At 60.4% G+C, this 19,660-nt stretch carries 16 protein-coding genes; 4 read left to right on the plus strand and 12 right to left on the minus strand.

Going from position 1 to position 19,660, the window contains the following annotated elements:
• Positions 1-18: 18 nt before the first annotated feature.
• Complete coding sequence (locus C6Y62_RS06650) at positions 19-774, minus strand: glutathione S-transferase family protein (protein WP_173953280.1); 756 nt, start codon at positions 772-774, stop codon at positions 19-21.
• Positions 775-949: 175 nt separating this feature from the next.
• Between C6Y62_RS06650 and C6Y62_RS06655 the strand changes: the two genes are divergently transcribed.
• Positions 950-1,774 (plus strand): undecaprenyl-diphosphate phosphatase, encoded by an 825-nt coding sequence (locus C6Y62_RS06655; protein WP_068460010.1) that lies wholly within the window; start codon positions 950-952, stop codon positions 1,772-1,774.
• Between the two features lie 121 nt (positions 1,775-1,895).
• On the opposite strand, the gene ptsN is transcribed toward C6Y62_RS06655, so the two are convergent.
• The 8 genes from ptsN to C6Y62_RS06695 form a co-directional block, all read right to left on the minus strand.
• The gene (ptsN, locus tag C6Y62_RS06660; RefSeq protein WP_068460008.1) at positions 1,896-2,360 is read right to left on the minus strand and encodes a PTS IIA-like nitrogen regulatory protein PtsN; all 465 of its coding nucleotides are present in this window, start codon (positions 2,358-2,360) and stop codon (positions 1,896-1,898) included.
• A gap of 614 nt (positions 2,361-2,974) precedes the next feature.
• The gene (rpoN, locus tag C6Y62_RS06665) at positions 2,975-4,579 is read right to left on the minus strand and encodes an RNA polymerase factor sigma-54 (protein WP_173953281.1); all 1,605 of its coding nucleotides are present in this window, start codon (positions 4,577-4,579) and stop codon (positions 2,975-2,977) included.
• Between the two features lie 46 nt (positions 4,580-4,625).
• A complete protein-coding gene (gene lptB / locus C6Y62_RS06670; protein WP_173953503.1) occupies positions 4,626-5,453 on the minus strand; it encodes an LPS export ABC transporter ATP-binding protein in 828 nt (275 codons plus the stop codon).
• Positions 5,454-5,670: 217 nt separating this feature from the next.
• Positions 5,671-7,647 carry an LPS export ABC transporter periplasmic protein LptC gene (lptC, locus tag C6Y62_RS06675; RefSeq protein WP_173953282.1) on the minus strand — a complete coding sequence of 659 codons (1,977 nt, stop codon included), beginning with the start codon at positions 7,645-7,647 and terminating at the stop codon, positions 5,671-5,673.
• Positions 7,648-7,968: 321 nt separating this feature from the next.
• Complete coding sequence (locus tag C6Y62_RS06680; protein ID WP_068460002.1) at positions 7,969-8,589, minus strand: ribonuclease D; 621 nt, start codon at positions 8,587-8,589, stop codon at positions 7,969-7,971.
• 371 nt (positions 8,590-8,960) lie between these two features.
• Positions 8,961-10,067 (minus strand): HPP family protein, encoded by a 1,107-nt coding sequence (locus tag C6Y62_RS06685; protein WP_173953283.1) that lies wholly within the window; start codon positions 10,065-10,067, stop codon positions 8,961-8,963.
• A gap of 135 nt (positions 10,068-10,202) precedes the next feature.
• Positions 10,203-11,414, minus strand: coding sequence for an NO-inducible flavohemoprotein (gene hmpA / locus C6Y62_RS06690; RefSeq protein WP_173953284.1), 1,212 nt, complete (start codon positions 11,412-11,414; stop codon positions 10,203-10,205).
• 32 nt (positions 11,415-11,446) lie between these two features.
• A complete protein-coding gene (locus C6Y62_RS06695) occupies positions 11,447-11,734 on the minus strand; it encodes a TehB family protein (protein ID WP_173953285.1) in 288 nt (95 codons plus the stop codon).
• Between the two features lie 213 nt (positions 11,735-11,947).
• Between C6Y62_RS06695 and C6Y62_RS06700 the strand changes: the two genes are divergently transcribed.
• Both C6Y62_RS06700 and C6Y62_RS06705 read left to right on the plus strand, forming a co-directional pair.
• On the plus strand, positions 11,948-12,376 hold the full coding sequence (locus C6Y62_RS06700) for an RrF2 family transcriptional regulator (RefSeq protein WP_173953286.1): 429 nt from the start codon (positions 11,948-11,950) through the stop codon (positions 12,374-12,376).
• A 160-nt stretch (positions 12,377-12,536) separates the two neighbouring features.
• Entirely contained in the window at positions 12,537-14,303 is a 1,767-nt protein-coding gene (locus C6Y62_RS06705; protein ID WP_173953287.1) for an acyl-CoA dehydrogenase family protein, read from the plus strand.
• 102 nt (positions 14,304-14,405) lie between these two features.
• Here C6Y62_RS06705 and gltA read toward each other — a convergent pair whose 3' ends face one another.
• Both gltA and C6Y62_RS06715 read right to left on the minus strand, forming a co-directional pair.
• Positions 14,406-15,722, minus strand: a complete 1,317-nt coding sequence (gltA, locus tag C6Y62_RS06710) for a citrate synthase (protein WP_173953288.1) — start codon at positions 15,720-15,722, stop codon at positions 14,406-14,408.
• 137 nt (positions 15,723-15,859) lie between these two features.
• Positions 15,860-16,108: a hypothetical protein gene (locus tag C6Y62_RS06715; protein ID WP_246274435.1), complete on the minus strand. Its 249-nt coding sequence runs from the start codon at positions 16,106-16,108 to the stop codon at positions 15,860-15,862.
• A gap of 329 nt (positions 16,109-16,437) precedes the next feature.
• Here C6Y62_RS06715 and C6Y62_RS06720 point away from each other — a divergent pair, with 329 nt between their 5' ends.
• The gene (locus tag C6Y62_RS06720; RefSeq protein ID WP_173953289.1) at positions 16,438-16,758 is read left to right on the plus strand and encodes an EF-hand domain-containing protein; all 321 of its coding nucleotides are present in this window, start codon (positions 16,438-16,440) and stop codon (positions 16,756-16,758) included.
• Positions 16,759-16,819: 61 nt separating this feature from the next.
• On the opposite strand, the gene C6Y62_RS06725 is transcribed toward C6Y62_RS06720, so the two are convergent.
• Complete coding sequence (locus C6Y62_RS06725) at positions 16,820-19,549, minus strand: TonB-dependent receptor (protein WP_173953290.1); 2,730 nt, start codon at positions 19,547-19,549, stop codon at positions 16,820-16,822.
• Positions 19,550-19,660: the final 111 nt, after the last annotated feature.

Below are 19,660 nucleotides of genomic sequence, written 5' to 3' on the forward strand. Positions count from 1 at the left end.
CCGGTTACGGCACGAGTGCTAAAAATCGAGGTCGGCGTAGTGCGCTGCGGGCAGCGTGCCCGGCATCCGGTCGGCCAGCAGACCGCGGAACGAGCGCCGCGATTTGAGGCGCGCGTACCAGATCTTCGCGATCGGATAGTTTTCCCATGGCACCTCACCGAGGTAATCGACGACAGAGAGCTGCGCGGCGGCGGCAAGATCGGCGAATGAAAGCTCATCTCCGCCCAGCCAGCGGCGCTGGTCCGCCAGATGGTTTATGTAGCTCATATGGTAGCGCAGATTGGTAGCAATCGCGCGCAGAACGTCAACATCCGGTGTCGCGGTGCGATCGTGCTGCATGCGCGCATAAACACGCTCGTACAGCAGCTCCTGGGTTATCTCGCGGTTAAACTTGCCGTTGAACCAGTCCACCAGCCGGCGGATTTCGGCCCGCTCAGCGGGTGTACCGGGAAATAGCTTGCAATTTATCGGTGTCGTATCGTCGGGGTCGTGATCGGCACCTGCGTCTTCCGGATCGATGCTGGCATTGCTGTCCGCATCGTCGAGCAGCGGCGTATCGCCCAGATACTCGGCGATGGCGTAGATGCCGCAAATGGGCGCGGCATCGTCGATCTGGAGCACCGGCAACTCACCCGCCGGATTAAGGGCCAGAAACTCAGGCCGCCACTCCCATGTCCGCTCCTCGACTAATGTCGGCTCGATGGCGAACTCCGCCAGCGCGAGGCGCGCGGCACGCGAGAACGGACAGAGGCGAAAGTGCGTCAGTGTGTGCATCGGAGGGGCTGGCCGTTTTTGCTTTTGTATTGCTGTGATTTGCGCCACTGAAGGGCAGCGATGACATAAGACAATCTGCCCGTGTGGCACGGAAGTGGCACCGGGGCCCACCAAATGCTGCTAATCGTTCACGCCGCACAGAAAAAACGAGATCCAGCAGGATAATGAGGAACCGATGCCAATCTGGGAAGTGATCCTGCTTGGTCTGATCGAGGGATTGACCGAATTTCTACCTGTCTCCTCGACCGGGCATCTGCTGTTGACAGAGCATTTTCTCGACATCTGCAATCCGGGCAAGAGCTTTGAAGTTCTGATTCAGCTTGGCGCCATCCTTGCCATTCTCAGTGTCTATTCGGTGAAGCTGACGCGCGTGGCGCTGGCCATGCCGCACGATGCGCGCGCCCGCCGCTTCGTCGCCAGCGTGCTGCTGGCGTTTCTGCCGGCCGCGTTCATCGGCGCGCTGGCGCATGATTTCATCAAGACGGTGCTGTTCGAAACGCCGATGCTGATCGCATCGATGCTGGTGATCGGCGGTGTTGTGCTGCTGGTCGTCGACCGCATGAAGTTGAACGTTCGCTACAATGACGCGATGGATTTTCCGCCGTCGCTGGCGTTCAAGATCGGCGTTATGCAGTGTTTCGCCATGATTCCGGGGGTGTCCCGTTCCGGAGCGACTATCGTCGGCGCGATGCTGCTGGGAACCGATAAGCGCTCAGCGGCCGAGTTCTCGTTCTTCCTCGCGATGCCGACCATGGCGGGTGCATTTGCATTCGACCTCTACAAGAACTCGGCGATCCTGAGCACGGCGGACGTGACCAACATCGTGATCGGATTCATCACCGCATTCATTGCGGCGGTGTTCGTGGTGAAGCACCTGCTCGATTACGTAAGCCGGCATGGTTTTGCGCTGTTCGGCTGGTGGCGCATCATCGTCGGCAGCGCGGCGATCATTGCGATGCTGGCGATGGGCGATACATCGGGAAGCTGCGTGGTTCACTGACCGGCGCTATCGCTGGAAATGAAAAAGCCGCGCAGCTTATGCTGGCGCGGCTTTTTTTATTCAGGGCTGGCGAGGCCAGCGTGCGTTACTTTGGTCAGAACGACATGGTCGCGTCGTTCGATCAGGCGGCGTGCGACGGCATCGTCCGCGTCAGTGTCTGGCGCAGCGTTTCGGCATCGGGCGCCTTGCGCAGGCTGTCGATGACCGATGGCTCTCGCACGAGGCGCGAAATGCTGGCCAGCGCTTTCAGGTGGTCGCCGCTGGCATGCTCGGGCGCGAGCAGCAGAAACACCAGATCGACCGGCTGATCGTCGTGCGAGTCAAAGTCGATCGGGTCGGTGAGGCGCGCGAACAGGCACACGATTTTTGTCAGGCCCGCCAGCTTCACGTGCGGTATGGCAATGCCCGCGCCAAGACCCGTTGAGCCGAGGCGTTCACGCTGCAGCAGCGTGTTAAAGATTTCCAGCCGGTCGAGACCCGTTTTTTCAGCGGCCGCCGCAGCGAGCTGTTCAAGGGCGTCCTTTTTGCTGGATGCCTTGAGTGATGCAATGACACCGTCGGGGGCCAGCAGGTCACAGAGATCCATCGTCCAATCCCGTTCCAACTGTTGCGAACACCAGCCGCCGCCCCTCGTGGAGCTGCGTGTAAATGCCGACGTTCTTAACGATTACAACCAATGCCCTGTCCGATCGGATCCATGCCGATCAGGCGAGCCATCCCTTTGCCTTAAACTGACCCTTGAGAGACCAAAATAATGGCATCTGGAAGGTGACCAAAGGTGACAACATACATGGCGCGTTTCTCCCTAACACTCATCTAAGTCGCCCGGTTCACGGGGTTTGTGCCCGTTTTTCCGGTTTAGCTCTGCGTTAAGAAAATCCTACTCCGTATCTGCCCATCCTGAGGCTTCCCTTCGGAGCGTACAAAGCAAGATCTGGGCCAATGACCCCCAATTATGAGGCCTGTGGGCGCTTGCTATATGCCATTCACGGTACGGCAAACCACTGCGGCGTATCCCGCCACCTGAATGTGGCTATAGAGCACTACCGTGCCGTGGACAAGCCCGCAGACGGGAGGCGTGGGGACTGAGCTCGGGCCGGGTGGCTTTTTATGGAAGCTGACAACGGCGCTAGGCCGTTTGTCTCATTGTGCTTCTGACCGGGAAAACTGCCCGATGCGGGAGAAGTTCAGGCGAACTTTTTAGAGGGCTTCTTCCGACTGCGAGACGCGAACGACGAGTCGCTTGTCGCGGCGGCGTTGCACCGAAGATGGGATGCGCATTGCCTCGCGGTACTTGGCTACCGTGCGGCGGGCGATGTCGATGCCATCGGTCTTGAGCAGTTCGACGATCTTGTCGTCGGACAGAACGCTGGCGGAGGATTCGCCGTCGATCATCTGCTTGATGCGATGACGTACCGCTTCCGACGAATGGGATTCCGCACCGTCTTCCGCCGATGCGATGGCGGAGGTGAAGAAGTACTTCATCTCGAAGATGCCGCGCGGCGTCGCCATGTATTTGTTGGAGGTGACGCGCGAGACGGTCGATTCATGCATTGAGATGGCGTCGGCAACGGTGCGCAGATTAAGCGGTCGCAGAAACTGCACACCGTGGGTGAAGAAGGCATCCTGCTGTCGCACGATTTCTTCCGCCACGCGCAGAATGGTGCGGGCGCGCTGATCGAGACTTTTCACCAGCCAGTTGGCGGTCTGCAGACATTCGAGCAGATAGTTGCGGTCTGCTGCGGAGCCGGAGGCTTTGGTGACGGTGGTGAGATAGGTGCGGTTGACCAGCACGCGCGGCAGCGTTTCGGAGTTTAGCTCAACAATCCAGGAGCCATCCTGCGCTGCGCGGACGAGCACGTCGGGAACGACGGGTTGCAGATATTCCGAACCGAACTTCAGGCCCGGCTTCGGGTTGAGGCGTTTGATCTCGGCGATGATTTCCAGCAGCTCATCCATCTCGATGTCGACGGCCCGGCGCAGTGCAGGAAGATTGTGCCCCGCCAGCAAATCGAGGTTTTCAAGGAAGCGGGCGACGATAGGATCGTAGCGGTTCTGGTCCTTGAGCTGGAGCGCGAGACACTCGGCCAAGGAGCGGGCGAAAACGCCGGGCGGATCGAAGGTCTGCAGGCGGCTGAGTACCTGCTCGACCTTGGCGTGCGGCGCACCGAGACTTTCCACGATGCGGTCGAAGTCGGCCGGCAGATAGCCGGCTTCATCCACCATATCGATGAGATACTGCCCGATCAGGCGATCGACCGGTTCGCTGAGCGCCAGTGGCAGTTGTTCGCTCAGGTGATCGCGGAGGGATTGTTCGCTCTGCAGGTAGGCTTCGATGTTGACATCTTCGCCTGAGCCCGCGCCGCGCTGGCGGAGCGAGGCCCAACCGCTATCGGTGGCGGTGGCATCCTGCATCTGCTCAGTGCGCGTGCTGTCGGGGTAGAGGTTTTCGTATTCGGTGTCGAAGGTGCCTTCGGGGTCGGCAGCGGGGCGTTCAAGATCGACCCAGTCGCCGTCGTCATCGCCGCTGGTGTCGGAGGCGGAGGCATCGGAGGTGTTGTCTGCGGCGCTGTCGGTGGCGGCGCGCTCAGGGATGTGATCGTCGCTTTCGCTATCGCGCTCGGCACGGACCGGTGCATCGGTGTTGTCGTCCGCTTCAAGCAGCGGGTTGCGCTCAAGTTCGGTTTCCAGGAATTGGGCGAGTTCTATGTTTGAGAACTGAAGCAAACGGATGGCCTGCTGCAGTTGGGGTGTCATCACCAACTGCTGGCCTTGTCTCATTTCCAGCTTCGTAGCTAGCGCCATGCGCCCCGCCCCGATTACCCTGTACGCTCTTCCCGATCAGCGTGCGTTAACCGAACATGTCCCCCAAGTAGACTCTTCGCACGTCGTCGTTAGCTATGATTTCTTCCGGCTTGCCTTGGGTCAGCACCTGCCCATCATAGATGATGTAGGCCCGGTCTATCAGGCTAAGGGTTTCGCGGACGTTATGGTCGGTGATGAGAACCCCGATGCCCCGCTCCGTCAGGTGGCGCACCAACTCCTGAATGTCGCCGACCGCGATCGGGTCGATGCCCGCAAATGGTTCGTCCAGCAGCATAAATGACGGCCCGGAGGCCAGGGCGCGGGCAATTTCGCAGCGCCGCCGCTCGCCGCCCGAAAGGGCGATGGAGGGCGATTTGCGCAGGTGCGTGATGCGGAACTCCTCCAGCAGGCTTTCCAGCTTCTCGCGGCGCTTTTTGGCGGACGGCTCGACGATCTCCAGCACCGCCATGATGTTTTTTTCGACCGAGAGGCCGCGGAAAATAGATGCTTCCTGGGGCAGATAGCCGATGCCGAGGCGGGCGCGGCGGTACATCGGCAGGCGGGTGACGTCCAGCCCGTCGATGGTGATGCTGCCGTTGTCGGCCGGGACGAGGCCGGTGATCATGTAGAAAACGGTGGTTTTACCGGCACCGTTCGGGCCGAGCAGGCCCACAGACTCGCCGCGGCGCACGTCGATGCTGACACTGCGCACCACAAGGCGCTTTTTATAACTCTTCCGAACTTCGCGGATCGTCAGCCAGCCTTCGCCGCCGGGGTGGCTGGAATACGGATCGCCTTGGCCCTGCTGCGCATTTTGCTGATAGGGGGCCTGGACTGGATGGGGGTGATGCTGGGGCTGACCGTTAGCGCCGATGGCGGCAAGCGCGGGCGCGTAGTCGTACGACGACGCATCGGCGGCGCCATATTCAGGTGGGTCCCACTCATCGTAGGATGCCTGCTGGGCCTTTTTGAAGCCAAAGGGCAGGAATTTGACCACGTTTCAGGAAACCTCGGTGTGCGGGCCGCTGGGGTACGGCAGGTATTGGTGCGCCTATGGGAAAGCCTGTCAATTGGCGTCGTGGCGCGACACTTTAGGGTGACGGAGCCACCGGCGCCCAGTCGGGCTCGGCGAAAGAGCCGTTCTTAGCATTAGCTGACGGCTTCTTTTCGGCGGCGTTCTTGTCCTTAGGGTAAAAAATTGCGCTCGGTCGGCCCTTCCGGACCGTGTAGCCGGAGGCATTTTTGGCCTGCGGGGCAGCGCGCGCCGACCAGGCACCGCTGTCGCCACTATCGATAATGCTCTGGCCGGTCAGCATGTTGATGGTGAGCTTGGTGCCGTTGATGACGTTTTTGTCCTGCGTCAGCACCACATCGCCGCCGAGAACGACCTCGTTTTTCTTGACGTCGTAATTGGCCCAGTCGCCGGATGCTTTCTGGCCGTCGCGGGACGTTACGACCACCTTGCCGCGCGCCTCGATGCGCGAGAGCTGAGCCGGGGCGGCGTCGGGTGTTTTGGCGGTATCTTCAGCCAGGCCGGCAGCGCCGGTGTAGAAGGCCTTCAACTGCGACGTGCGGACGACGAAATCACCCTGCACCGCATAGACCTCGCCATTGTAGATCGCCTGCTTGGCGCGGTCATCGACGTCAAGTCGTGCGGCTTCAACCGTGATTGGTGCGCTGGGGTCAGTCTTGAAGACGCCGACGGCGCCTGCAGCGGCGGACGCGGCTGCTGCGCTCTGGCCCTTCTGCTGCGCGTTGCTGGCCTCGGTGCGGTAGAACTGGGTCCAGATGCGGCCGTTGTCTCCGCGCGCGGCGGCGGCTGAAAGCTGCGTGCGCCCCTTGGCGCGGTCGACGAACAGACGCTCGCCCTTGAGCTGGTTGCGACCCTGGCTGACCGCGACGTTGCCGGTGAGCAGGATGGTGTCGGCTTTCTGATCGACGGTGACGCGTCTGGCGGTTGCGTTGCGGTCCGGCCCCGACAGCATCTTCACGTCGCCATCGATCACCGCCACCTGATTGATGGCGTCATAGTCGAGGTTGGCGCCGGTGACACGATCGTTCGGCGCGCGCGTCATGACCACCGGCGTTCTGGATACGATACGCTGGATCTTGGCGCCGGCGCCCGGCATGTCGGGCGTTGTTGCGGCGGCGCTGCCATCTTCAGCGTTGCCACCCTCATAGAAAACTTCGAGCGCTGCGGTTTCCAGCGCGGCGTCGGCCTGCCGGGCATGCACCTTGCCGGTGAAGGTTGCAGTTTTTCCGGTGTCGTCGATGTCGAGGCGGTTGGCGTTGATGTCGATCGGTGCGTCGCCGCCACCGATAAGCGGTGCGGCAGCGCTGGAGCCATCGGGCTTGGCCGCGTCGTTCGCAGCGCCGTCAGCGTTTTCGTTTTTCGGCGGGATCAGATGCGCGCGCACATCATCGACAAATGCGATCTCGCGGGTCTTGCTCAGCAGGCGCATGGAATTGGAGCGGATCGTGCCGGTCGGCATTTCCACCAGCACCGGCTCGTTCGAGGTGATGAGGCTTTCGTTGGTGAGAATGGTCGCGCGGGAAAGCTTTGCCTTCAGGCCGCTGTCGGCGACGATATCGATGCCGCCCGACAGGACGAGCTGATTTTCCTTGGTGTTGAACTCGCCCTCAAGAGCAGTGAGGCGCGTTCTGGCTTTCTTGGCGTCGAAGAGGTCACCGGTGATGGTGTTGAGGCGCACGAAGTCGGTGTTGGTGAAATCCTGCACGGCGGTTTTTGCGTGCACCGTGTAGCGGCCGCCGTCGTTGGTGTACCCCTCGTAGCTGGGGTTATCCATGGTGAGGTTTTCAGGGATGATGCGCGGCACTTCCAGACGGGGAAGCTGCGAGACCATGCCGGAGGTATCCAGCATCAGCAGCAGATAAAGCCCGAGGATGCCGACGATGGAGACCGGAAACAACCAGCGCAGCAAGCGCACAAGCCGCGTGTGCCGTTTGGCGAGCTTGAAGTTACGCGCCCTTTCGGCCGCGGTGCTGCCGGAGAACGGGTTCACCTTGGTCCATGCATCGCCGGGCGTGAAATTGGTGGTTGATGCCATGCGCTCGCTATGGGGCTGCCTGCCTGCCGCCGATGCAAATCTTCAGCGGTTTCTGTTCCCGTCCACGTTTGGCCCCGCCCAAAGTTTGGATGGGCGGGAGCCTGAGCTTCGCTGAATGCCGAAACCTGATTGCTTTTCCCGTCTAAGTCACCGGCAAATAGGGTTATATTGGGACGGCCACAGCACGCAATGGTGAGTGGCCGTCGCCCGCCTGCAACCCACGGTTTTTTGCAGCCCGCACGTCGATTTTGGGCCGGCTACCGGCGCAGAGTCGGTCCGGCTTTGGCCCCGCATCCGGGACAGACGCTTCAAGGGTGCGGATCAGTGGGAGAAAATGTCCATCTCGCCGAAACCGGCGAGATCGAGCGCCGCCCGCGTTGGCAGGAAGCGGAACGCGGCGTCGGCCAGTTCGCGTCGGTTCTGGCGCTCAAGCATGAAATCCAGTTTCGCCTTGGCGGCGTGGAGATACAGCACATCCGAAGCGGCGTAGGCGAGCTGCTGTTCGGACAGCTCGCGCGCTGCCCAGTCGGAGCTCTGCTGCTGCTTTGACAGCTCGACGCCGACGAGTTCGGCCACCAGATCCTTCAGGCCATGGCGGTCGGTGTAGGTGCGGACCAGCTTGGAAGCGATTTTCGTGCAGTAAACCGGGGATGTGACGACGCCCAGATCGCGCTTGAGAACGGCAACATCGAAGCGGGCGAAGTGGAAGATCTTCTCGATGTTCGGATCGACCAGAAGAGCCTTCAGGTTGGGCGCGGAATAGTCGGTGCCGTCGAACTGCACCAGATGGGCGCTGCCGTCGCCAGCGGAGAGCTGCGCCAGGCACAGGCGATCGCGATGCAGATTGAGGCCAAGCGTTTCAGTGTCGATGGCGACGCTTGGTCCGAGGTTCAGACCGGCGGGCAGATCGCCCTTGTGCAGCGTGATTGTGGGTTGTGCCATCGCGGACGCGCCTTTCGGTTGTTGCGCGATCCGGGCCGGAAAGACAGGGCGGATCGCAAATATGTGAGGACCACCTATCGAACTTGCGCGCTGCAAAGCAAGGGGCAGGGGCATTAATGCAGGTTGGAAGCGCCTCAATCCTGTTGGCGCTGGGCCGGTGAGGGCATGGGGAGCACTGGGGCAGGAGCTGGAGCCGAGCTGGCAGCGACAACTCGTGGCGCCTCTGCAACTCGTGGCGGCGTTTGTGCCTGGGCACCGGGTAGTCGCTCGTCGGGGCGGCAGCGTTTTGCTGTGTGCGGTGTGGTGATGCGAGTTGTAAAGCTGAGCCGCTCCATCGCCGCCACGTTGGATGGGTGGCGGCGCTGTGAAACCTAAGCTGCGGCGCGTCGGTCAGAGAGCTTCTGCGCGAGAAGCGCTAACAGGTCCGTCTGGGTGATGAGCCCGCGTACGCTGCGGTCATTACCAACGATGACGACAGCATGGGTGCGGCCGTTGGTGAGCGGCGGCAGCAGCGCGAGTGCCGGATCGTGTTCGGATGCGGTGACAGCTTCGGAAAGAACCGCGCCGACCTTGTCGTCGCCGGGCGTCAGTTCACGCAGGCCCACCGTGCCAAGTAGTTGGCCGTTGCGATCGGTGACTGGAAGCGTGCGCAGATTATGCTTGAGCAGCAGTGCACGCGCTATTGCCGGGGCGCAATCGGCGTCCACCGAGATGACATCGCGGGACATGATATCGCCGCACCGCATTTCGGCGTTGGTGCGGACAAGCGCTTCGTGCTCCACCTGCCGTAGCAGCCGCTCAAGATCGGCCGGATTGATGTCGAATGTTTCATCGAGCAACGCCAGTGCGGCGTCGATGTCGGTGCTTTGAATGCCGACGCGGTCGGGTGCGGGCAGGTCCTTGGTGCCGTGGCTTACCTGCGCGACAGGTGCTGCGACGTGCGGATAGTTGCGGCGCGTTACCGCATGAAATCCGATGCCGATGGCAACGAGAAGAAATGAGTTGAGGCCGACGGGCAGAAAGGGAAACAGGTAGTCCGAATGTGCAATTGCGGCGGTGAGGGCGGTGGCGCCGCCGGGCGGATGCAGGCAGCGCGTGAACGACATCAGCAGGATTGCCGCGGAAACCGCTACGGCCGGGGCGATAATCGCGTGGTCGATGAGATTGGCGCACGCGATGCCGATTACGGCGGAGATGACGTTGCCGCCGATGATCGGCCAGGGTTGCGCCAGCGGGCTGGAAGGCACAGCGAACAGCAGCACGGCCGAGGCGCCGATCGGTGCAACGATGAGCGGCAAGTAAATGCTGTCGCCGTAAAGCGCCTGGCAGATAAATCCGGTGAGCAGGATGCCGACCAGTGCGCCGACGCACGCGAGCAATCGTTCGCGCAAGGTGGCGCCCGCGAGGATGGGCACGAACAGAGTGCTACGGATGCGCTTTTGCAGATGCGATAGGGTGGAGCGGAGTTTTCGCAGCATGTGGGGCCGAGGTATGCGGAAAGATGTATGAGTGAAGGCGCGGAAAGCGAAAGCAGCGCCCTTGCCGGGACGCTGCTTCTTCCGGTCAGCTGAGCAGTTGCGAACGCCGCAAGGTGCGGCGTTGCGCAATTTCTGTCAGGCCGCCAGGACTTCATCGGCAGGGCCGAAGAACTCATAGTGAATGCGGCTGGTCGGTACGCCCGCAGCGGCAAGCGTAGAGACGGTTGCGTGCAGGAATGGGCGCGGGCCACAGATGAAATAGTCGGCGACATCGACGGGCGTATTCGTCAGCAGCCATTCGTCAGAGACGCGGCCGACATGCTCGTAGTGGTGGCCCTGCACTTCATCGGTCAGCGGTTCTTCGTGGAAAGCGGTAACCGAGACAGCCGTTCCGGTGCGGGCAAGGTTGCGTACGTGATCGCGCATGGCGTGCGTGGCGCGGTTCTGCGTGCCGTGAATGTAGTGCACCGGCACGGCGCTGCCGCGCTCGACGAGGGTTTCCAGCATCGACACCATCGGCGTGAGGCCGACGCCGCCGGATAGCAGAACGACCGGACGCTCGACGTTCTCTGGCAGGAAGAATTCGCCGGCTGGCGGCGAAACCTTGAGGATAGTGCCGGGCTTGGCATTGTCGTGCAGCCAACCCGACGCGAGTCCCTGCGGTTCACGTTTCACGGAGATGCGATAGACGGCGCTGTTGGGCGCATTCGAGATGGAATAGTTGCGCTTCAGTGGCGGGTGACCGGGCACGTCGAGCCAGAACGTCAGATACTGGCCCGGCTTGTGTCGAATGATGCTGCCGCCATCGGCCGGGCGCAGCACGAATGAGCGGATGAGCTGGCTTTCTTCGATTACTTCATCGACGCGGAAGTCGCGCCAGCCGTTCCAGCCGCCATTGGCGGTTTTCTGCTCGGTGTAGATGTTGCGTTCGCGTTCAATCAAAATGTCGGCCAGGAACCAGTACGCTTCACCCCACGCCGCGAGTATTTCATCCGTCGCGGCATCACCGAGCACAGCCTTGATGGCACCCAACAGCGCCTCGCCCACGTGCGGATAATGCTCCGGCAGGATCTGTAGTCCAACGTGCTTCTGCGCGATGCGCTCAACCGCAGGGCCAAGCACCGCGAGATTGTCAATGTTGCTGGCATAGGCAAGTATCGCGCCGGTCAGCGCGCGCGGCTGTGCGCCAACTCCATCGTGATGCGACTGATTGAAAAGATCGCGGATGTCCGGATTGCGAAACATGCGCGAATACATTTCGCGGACAATGTCCAGTCCGTGGGCTTGAAGTGCGGGGACGGTGGCTTTTACGAGCGCAATCGTGCTCGTGCTGACTGTCTTGGACATCAACATGCTCCTGACGATGTTTTTGCAATGGATTAGTGGGCGTCGCTAGCTGGCAGGCGGTCGTAAAAGTCGATCTGCATTTGCATCGCCCCAAGCGGGGTGACGAAATGCTTCTGTTCTGGCTTGACCAGTCCGGGATGCTGGGGATCGAGCACGGCTTCGATGCCATCGTCGGGATATGCAATCTGCAGGCGCCCCGAATGAATTCTGATCACGCCCCAGACTCCCGCCCTGGTCGAATGCTCCTGTCGCAGAGCACGGGGCAGTGTCGTCTGGTCGAAAACCGGCGTTGATCGATAGGGGCGGATTGATTGATCCATGACAGATGCTCCCCAGCAGCTTTTTTTGTCTTGGCTCCATAACATGCATTTTTGATGCATCTTCTCCATGCGACAAATATGTATTGTTCGTGCATGAATTAAGGGTGATCCTCGACGGGCTGCCGGCGCGCGCTTGTGGATGCGTTGGTGTGGCGGCATGCTGGAAGCGCATTTGGGCTTGCACACTGGCGAACAAGCGGCGAACAGAACGCTATGAGGTTGACCACCCACACCGATTACGCACTGCGCGTGCTGATGTATCTCGGCGCCCGTCCCGACGAGCGGGCGACGATCGAGGAGATCGCGCGCGTCTATGGCATTTCGCAGAACCATCTGATGAAGGTGGTCAACAATCTGGCGCGCCACGGCTGGGTGGAGGCGCAGCGCGGTCGGGGCGGCGGGTTGAAGCTGGCGCGCGATGCAGGTGAGATCACTGTGGGCGCCGTGATCCGCACCACCGAGGAAGACTTCGATCAGGTCGAATGCTTTCGCGCGACCAATTCCTGTCCGATTACGGGGCCGTGTCTGCTCAAGCGTTCGCTGGCGGATGCGATGGACGCCTATCTCGCGGTGCTGGATGGCGTGACGCTGGCCAGTCTGGTGCGTCAGCCGCGGCAATTGCTGGCCGCGCTGGCGGTTTAGGCGGTAAGCGTAGGCATTTGATCGTCGATCGCTGCGGTGCAGGTTCGCTGGGGCATCAGCGACAGTTCATGCGCGACCACGTGCGCGGGCGCGGCCGTCTGCGGCACTGAGCTATAAGCGGCCGCAGGAATAACAGCCAGGTGCCGGAGAACTTCGCACAATGTCCTCATATATGCCGCTGACGGATGATATCGGCTTCCTGTTGAAAAACGTGTTCGGGTTTGACGCGCAGATTGCAGCGCTTCCCGGTCACGAGGAACTGACGGCGGACTTTGCGGTCGCGGTGCTGGAGGAGGCTGGCCGCTTCTGCCGCGAAGTACTGGAGCCACTCAATCGTCCGGGCGATGAGGAAGGCGCGCGTATCGTCGACGGTGCCGTTGTGACGCCGAAGGGCGTGAAAGAGGCTTATCGCGCCTTTGTTGAAGCGGGATGGCCGGGGCTTTCCGGCGATGTTGCCTTCGGCGGGCAGGGGCTGCCGCGCGTAGTGCAAATTTTGCTCGATGAAATGCTGTCGGCGACGAACATGTCGTTCGGTCTGTTTCCGGGATTGACGCGCGGCGCCGTCGAAGCCATTGCGCATCATGCCAGCGATGAACTGAAGGCGATCTGGTTGCCGAAGATGGTTGCGGGTGAATGGACCGGCGCCATGGCGTTGACCGAAGCTTCGGCGGGCACCGATCTTGGCCTGCTATCGACGCGCGCTGAACCGGTTGGTGACGGCAGTTATCGCATCACCGGCACCAAGATTTTCATCTCGTCGGGCGATCATGATTTCGGCGGCAACATCGTGCACCTGGTGCTGGCGCGGCTGCCCGATGCGCCGAAGGGCGTCAAAGGCATCAGCCTGTTTCTGGCGCCAAAATTTCTTCTGAACGGCGATGGCAGCTTGGGCGAACGCAACGCGATGTCGGTGGGTTCGCTGGAGCACAAGATGGGCATCCACGCGCAGCCGACGTGCGTGATGAATTACGACGGTGCCATCGGCTGGCTGGTGGGTGAGCCGGGCCGTGGGCTCAACGCCATGTTCACGATGATGAATGCCGAGCGGCTGTTCGTTGGCATTCAGGGGCTCGGCATTGCTGAAGCTGCAACGCAGAAGGCGGTGGCCTATGCGCGGGAACGTTTGCAGGGTCGCTCGCTGGATGGCGCGCGTGGGCCGGTGCCGATCATCGAACACGCCGATGTGCGCCGCATGTTGATGACCGGCCGTGCGTTGGCCGATGGCTGCCGCGCGCTGGCGATCTGGACGGCATTGCAGATGGATATCGCAGCGGGGCATCCGGATGCTGCAACGCGTGCTGAAGCCGATGGCATGGTGGCATTGCTGACGCCCGTTATCAAAGCGGCGTTCACCGACTTCGGCTTTGACGTCGCGGTGCTGTCGCAGCAGGTGTTTGGTGGCCACGGTTATATCCGCGAGTGGGGCATGGAACAATATGTGCGCGATGCCCGCATTACGCAGATCTACGAAGGCACCAACGGTGTGCAGGCGATGGATCTGGCGGGCCGCAAGCTGAGCCTGGAAGGCGGCGCATTGCCGAAGCGGTTTTTCGCGCTGGTGCGCCGGGATGTTGAATCGGCAGCGGCAACTGCGCCGAGTGTAAAGGATGTGTCGGCCGAAGTGTTGGCGGCGCTGGCGCGGCTCGAAACTACAACGACGGCGTTGCAGGCTGCATCGCAAAGTGACGCGGCAGCGGTGGGTTCAGCGGCAACCGACTATCTGAAGCTGTTCGCGCTGACGGCGATCGGTTGGATGTGGGTGCGGATGGCTGTAGCGGCTCGCGCGGGCGAGACACCACTGGAGCAGCGCAAGGTGACAGTCGCCAAATTCTATAGCGAGCGGCTGTTGCCGCAAACGCAGGGCCTTGCAGCTGCGATTGCGGCGGGCAGCAATTCTACCATGGTGCTGCCGGCCGATCTTTTCTGATTTGTGCATGGCGCGCGGCGTAGTGTGCGCCGGCCAGAAGCAAAAACGGAGCGCATGCTGTGAAAGCGTGCGCTCCGCTTGTCATTGGTCGACGCTGATTGCTCAGCGACGCTGATCCATCGGCACGAAATTGCGCTCTGCCGGGCCGAGGTAAAGCTGGCGCGGGCGGCCGATGCGCTGCTCTGGATCTTCAATCATCTCGTTCCACTGCGCGACCCAGCCGACGGTACGGGCAATGGCGAACAGTACCGTGAACATCGACATCGGGAAGCCGAGCGCGCGCAGCGTGATGCCGGAATAGAAATCGATGTTGGGATAGAGCTTCTTGTCGACGAAATATTCGTCCTGCAGCGCGATGCGCTCCAGCTCCATCGCAACTTCCAGTACCGGGTCGTGCTTGATGCCAAGCGCGTTCAACACCTCGTGGCAGGTCTTCTGCATCACCTTGGCGCGCGGATCGTAGTTCTTGTAGACGCGATGGCCGAAGCCCATCAGGCGGAAGCCGGACGATTTGTCCTTGGCCTTCTTGATGTACTCCGGAATGCGATCAACCGAGCCGATTTCCATCAGCATGTTGAGCGCCGCTTCATTGGCGCCGCCATGCGCCGGGCCCCAAAGGCAGGCGATGCCGGACGCGATGCAGGCGAACGGATTGGCGCCGGAGGAACCGGCAAGGCGCACGGTTGAAGTGGAGGCGTTCTGCTCGTGGTCGGCGTGCAGAATAAATATGCGATCCAGCGCGCGGGTGAGGATCGGATCGATCTTGTAGGGCTCGCACGGAATGGCGAAGCACATCTGCATGAAGTTTGCCGCGAAATCGAGGTCGTTGCGCGGATAGATGAACGGATGGCCGATCGAATACTTGTAGGCCATGGCGGCAATCGTCGGCATCTTGGCGATCATGCGATTGGATGCCATTGCACGCTGCGCCGGATCATTGATGTCGGTCGAGTCGTGATAAAATGCCGACAGCGCGCCAACCGTGCCCACCATCACGGCCATCGGATGCGCATCACGCCGGAAGCCGGTGAAAAACCGCGTCACCTGCTCGTGCAGCATGTTGTGACGGTTGATCGTGCCGCGGAAGTCATCAAGCTGCCCTGTGGTCGGCAGCTCGCCATTCAACAGCAGATAGCACACCTCAAGAAAGGTTGAGCGCTCAGCAAGCTGGTCGATTGGATAGCCGCGATACAGCAGCACGCCCTCATCGCCATCAATGTAAGTGATGCGCGACGTGCAATTGGCTGTGGACGTGAAGCCGGGATCGTAAGTGAAGCAGCCGGTGTCGCGATAGAGCTTGCCAACTTCGATCACCTCAGGACCGAGCGTGCCGCTGCGAACGGGCATCCGGCTGAGCTTGCGTTCCAGCGTTAGCTCGGCGGCGGGCTCGCAGTTGGGCGCTCTTTCGTGCACATTCATGGGTGCATTGTCCTTGTAATGGTGGTCCGGAAGTCGTCGGCCGCCGAATATTTACTGGCGACCTGCAGGCATTTGTCGTCGGAGCGCAAGGCAAAAAGGAACCGGCGCGCCTTAGACCAAATGCCAGCGCTGGTTTATTAGTCGCGGTCTGGGATGTCGGGCAGCCGTACGATGGGCATCATCTGATCGCCCCATTGGCCGATGCCGTTGTGATAGCGCGAAGCGCGGATCAGCTCGACCGTGGCACCCGCTTTCACCGCTGCTTCGATCTGCTCGTTCAGGCGATGCAGCGTGTCGGCGAGACGCTTGACCAGCGCATCGGCGTTCGGCTGCTGTTCAGGCGATAGTGCCCGCTCGTTCGATTGCATTGCATTCGCTGCGGTCATGATAGCTGCGCCCATGCTGAAAAGCCCTTGCCAGATTTGGTTGTTCGCATTATCCGCAACGTATTGCCTGCGGGAAATTCCTGAATTTGTTGATGTTTGCAATGATTTTGGCGGCAAGCGTCGAATTTTGTGAATCGCGACGCCTGCGAAACGCCGCCCGCGATGGGCAAGGCGTCATTTGTCTGGCTATAGTTCTGGTGGATAGCAAAGGGGATTAATTGGTAGGCGTAATATATTGTAATATATCAATTTAATCAGATTTTACGTCGGAACCATCGGTGGCCAGGGCGGTTGTGGGGTGTCAGATACACCTCAGAGGAGCAACCGCCATGAAATCGGCCTTCGGAAAAATCGCCTTCAGCTTGATAGCTTTGTCGCTGGGAACGTCAGCTTACGCCGGTGGCGTGACGCTGGGAAAAGACCCTGCAGCTGACCGCCGGGCGGGCGATGATCGGCACTTCGGCATGCACTCGGCTGCCGACACCAACCGCGATTCAGCGATCACGATTGAGGAATGGGCGGCTTACAAGTCGTCGTCCGGCAAGCGGCTGCCGGAGTTTGCAGCCATCGATACTGATCGCAACGGTTTCATCTCACCGCAGGAAATGGTGCAGGCGAAAAACCAGTTCTCGGACGCGTCGGACGATTAAATGGTGACTATCAGGCGGCATCCAACACAATGCTGCCGCCTGATAGTCCTTGTCGGGCGTTCTAATATTTCGCAGTGAAACCAGCGCGGAGGGTGCGACCAGGTGATGGAATTTCGGCAACGGCCATCGGCGATACGTAAAACCTGTCGAAGAGATTTTCAGCGCTCAGATCGACAACGAGATTGTCGTTGATCTTGTAGCTCGAGAACGCGCTTACAATCACTGCCTCGTCCCAGAAAACAGGATTGGTGACGGAAGCCACCAGCACGGGCGGCACAATCGACTTGCCGAAGAATTGCGCGCTGGCACCTATGGTCAGAGCTTCATCAAGCAGGCGTATGCCGGCGGTGAGCATGCCGGCATACTTTGGCTGTACATAGGAGCCGCGCCAGTCGCCGGGGTAGGTGAAAACGGTGCAGCCATTGATATTCGAACCGTATGCTAACTCGCTGCTGATGTCGTCGAAGCAGTATTTCACACTGTCGAAATAATTGATGTTGGCATCAGCAAAGAATATTCCAGCATCGTACGAAGCGTTGAGCTCGATTCCGCGGATCTTCGCTTTCGCTACATTTTGATGCTGATAGTCGGCACTGATGAGGCCATAGTCCGGATGGTACAATGGCTTAAATGAACGCGCGATGTAGTCGTTGATGTCATTGCGATAGTACGCGGCCTTGAACTTAAATCGGTCATTCGTCGTGAAGACACCATCGCGGAGAATGTTGAAACCGATCTCCATGTCTTCGGAGCGCTCCGGTTTCAGGTCTGGATTTGGAATGATGCGCGCAATGGTGCCGGAGCCGGTGGTCTCAATGAGTGACGGTGGACGCATGCCACGGCCGTAGCTGGCAAACAGTTGGACGCCGTCCAGCGGTCTCAGCGTGATGCTGGCTTTTGGTGAAAAGGCAGAGCCGCTGATGTCATTGTACTGATTTTCCCAAACGGTTGCGAACGTATTGATATCGAGCGTTGGCAGATAGGCTTGTCCGGATGATTTATAGAAATCATAACGGGCGCCGGCGTCGATAGTCATCCAATTGGTGGGATCGTACGATGCGCCGATGTGTGCGCCGCCCACGGTCCGTTCGCCGCCGTTAAGGTGAAACAGCGGCCAGCCCGGTGTCGTGGGATAGAGTAGGGCGATGCGCGGTGGATACAGCGTGTGGTTGTCGTAGTTGGCGTAGGCGTATTCGGCGCCGTAGTTCAGCCGTAGCTCGCCGACGCCCGTGTCGATCAAGGATTTGTTCCAGATTTCTCCGCCATACGTTAGCGATTCGATATGAGAGCGATATCCCACATTGTTTTCATGCGGGTCGGTCGAGTCGAATGTCGTTGCCCAGATGTTGGTGGTGAGATTCACGAGCCTATTGTCGAGCGGGGCCAACGTGTACTTCGCATTGTAGCGCTGGCTGAGCACATCGCTGAGCGGAAACTGCGTGTTGGGATACATCCAGGTTGACGACGGGAAAATAACGCCAGAGTGACTCTCGTAGCGATTGAAGCCGAACTCAAGGAGTTGCGCGTCGTCAAAGCGTATCTTCGCCTTCGCCAGTGCTGACGATGTGTTTTCCGAGGTGTTGACCACTTCCGCGCCGCGCGCAAAATCAGCAGCGTATTGGGCGTTGCGCGATGGCGACATGTACGCATGGGGCGTTTGCAGGATGTAGTCGCGATTACCGTTGGTGCCAGCGAAATAGTTGCCCTGCACGCGCCGCGAGTAGCCGCCCAGAATTTCCATGTAGTCGGAACGGGCTGCAAATACGACGCTGCCTGTGCGTGAAGCATCGGTCAGAAAATCCGGTCGATCGAAGTTTGCAACACCGGGGCTGGTGAAATCCGGTAGCCGATCAGGACGGGATGCGGGCGGTGGAGCCGTGTAGTGCGGCGAAGTTGTATTGCTGCCAATGCTGCCCTTGATGCGGACGCCTTTGTCGTTGCCAGGCAGAATGATGTCGTCGGCCGACAACGTTGTCATGTTGACGACGCCGCCGGTTACGCCAGAACCGTACGGTCCCGCGACGGAGCCTTTCTCGACTGAAATACCTGAGACAAAGTCAGGATCGACATACGAGCGATTGTCCGGACCGGCATAGCCGCGATAGCTGTTCACCTGCTGCTGTGTGCCGTCCACCATGACTTTGACGCGGTTCATGCCGCTTTGGCCGCGGATGTTGACGTCGATCGAAGTGCCGTTGTGATTGCCGACAGATATAACGCCGGGTGCCGATTTGAACATATCGCCAGCCGATATCGGCGCGACGCGGTTGATCTGCTCGGCGGAAATGAAGTTGGTCGAGCCGGGTGTTTCATAGGGCAGGTCTGTGGCTGCAGCCGAAGAGCCGCCGCCGCTCACGTCGATCGTGTCGAGCGCAATCGCGCCGTCAACCATTGCGCCATCTGCGCCAGCGCTTTCCTGCACCAGCGTTGCGGTGTTGGCGCCGGTCATGCGGACGGAAATGCCGGTGCCAGACAGCAGCGTGCGCAGTGCCTGCTCCGCCGTCATTGTGCCCGATACGCCTTGCGAGGTGACGCCGCTGGCGATGCTGGAGGAATAGCCCACCTGCCAGCCGCTGGCCGTGATGAAGGCGCTGAGCGCCGAAGATAGCGGCTGCGCTGGAATGGCAAAGCTACGCGCCTGGGCCTGTCCCGCGCCCTGGGCGAAAGCGGGCTGAAATGGCACCGCTACAGGTGTCAGCATCGTCGTGCTGAGCAGCACGAAGGTGAAAACGGATCGCGTGACGCACGTGTCACGGCTGGTGGCGATACGCGCCAACTTACTCAACGCCATTTACTCAATTCCCTCATACGCTGGGGCTGGTTTGCACCGGCCTCAACGTTAAGGACGCAGGACCACCGACGATCTCTTAAAAAAAGTTTCCAGCATCTGTCGCAGCCGTCG

This window comes from Hyphomicrobium sulfonivorans (assembly GCF_013306565.1).
In the GTDB taxonomy this organism is placed as follows: domain Bacteria; phylum Pseudomonadota; class Alphaproteobacteria; order Rhizobiales; family Hyphomicrobiaceae; genus Hyphomicrobium_A; species Hyphomicrobium_A sulfonivorans.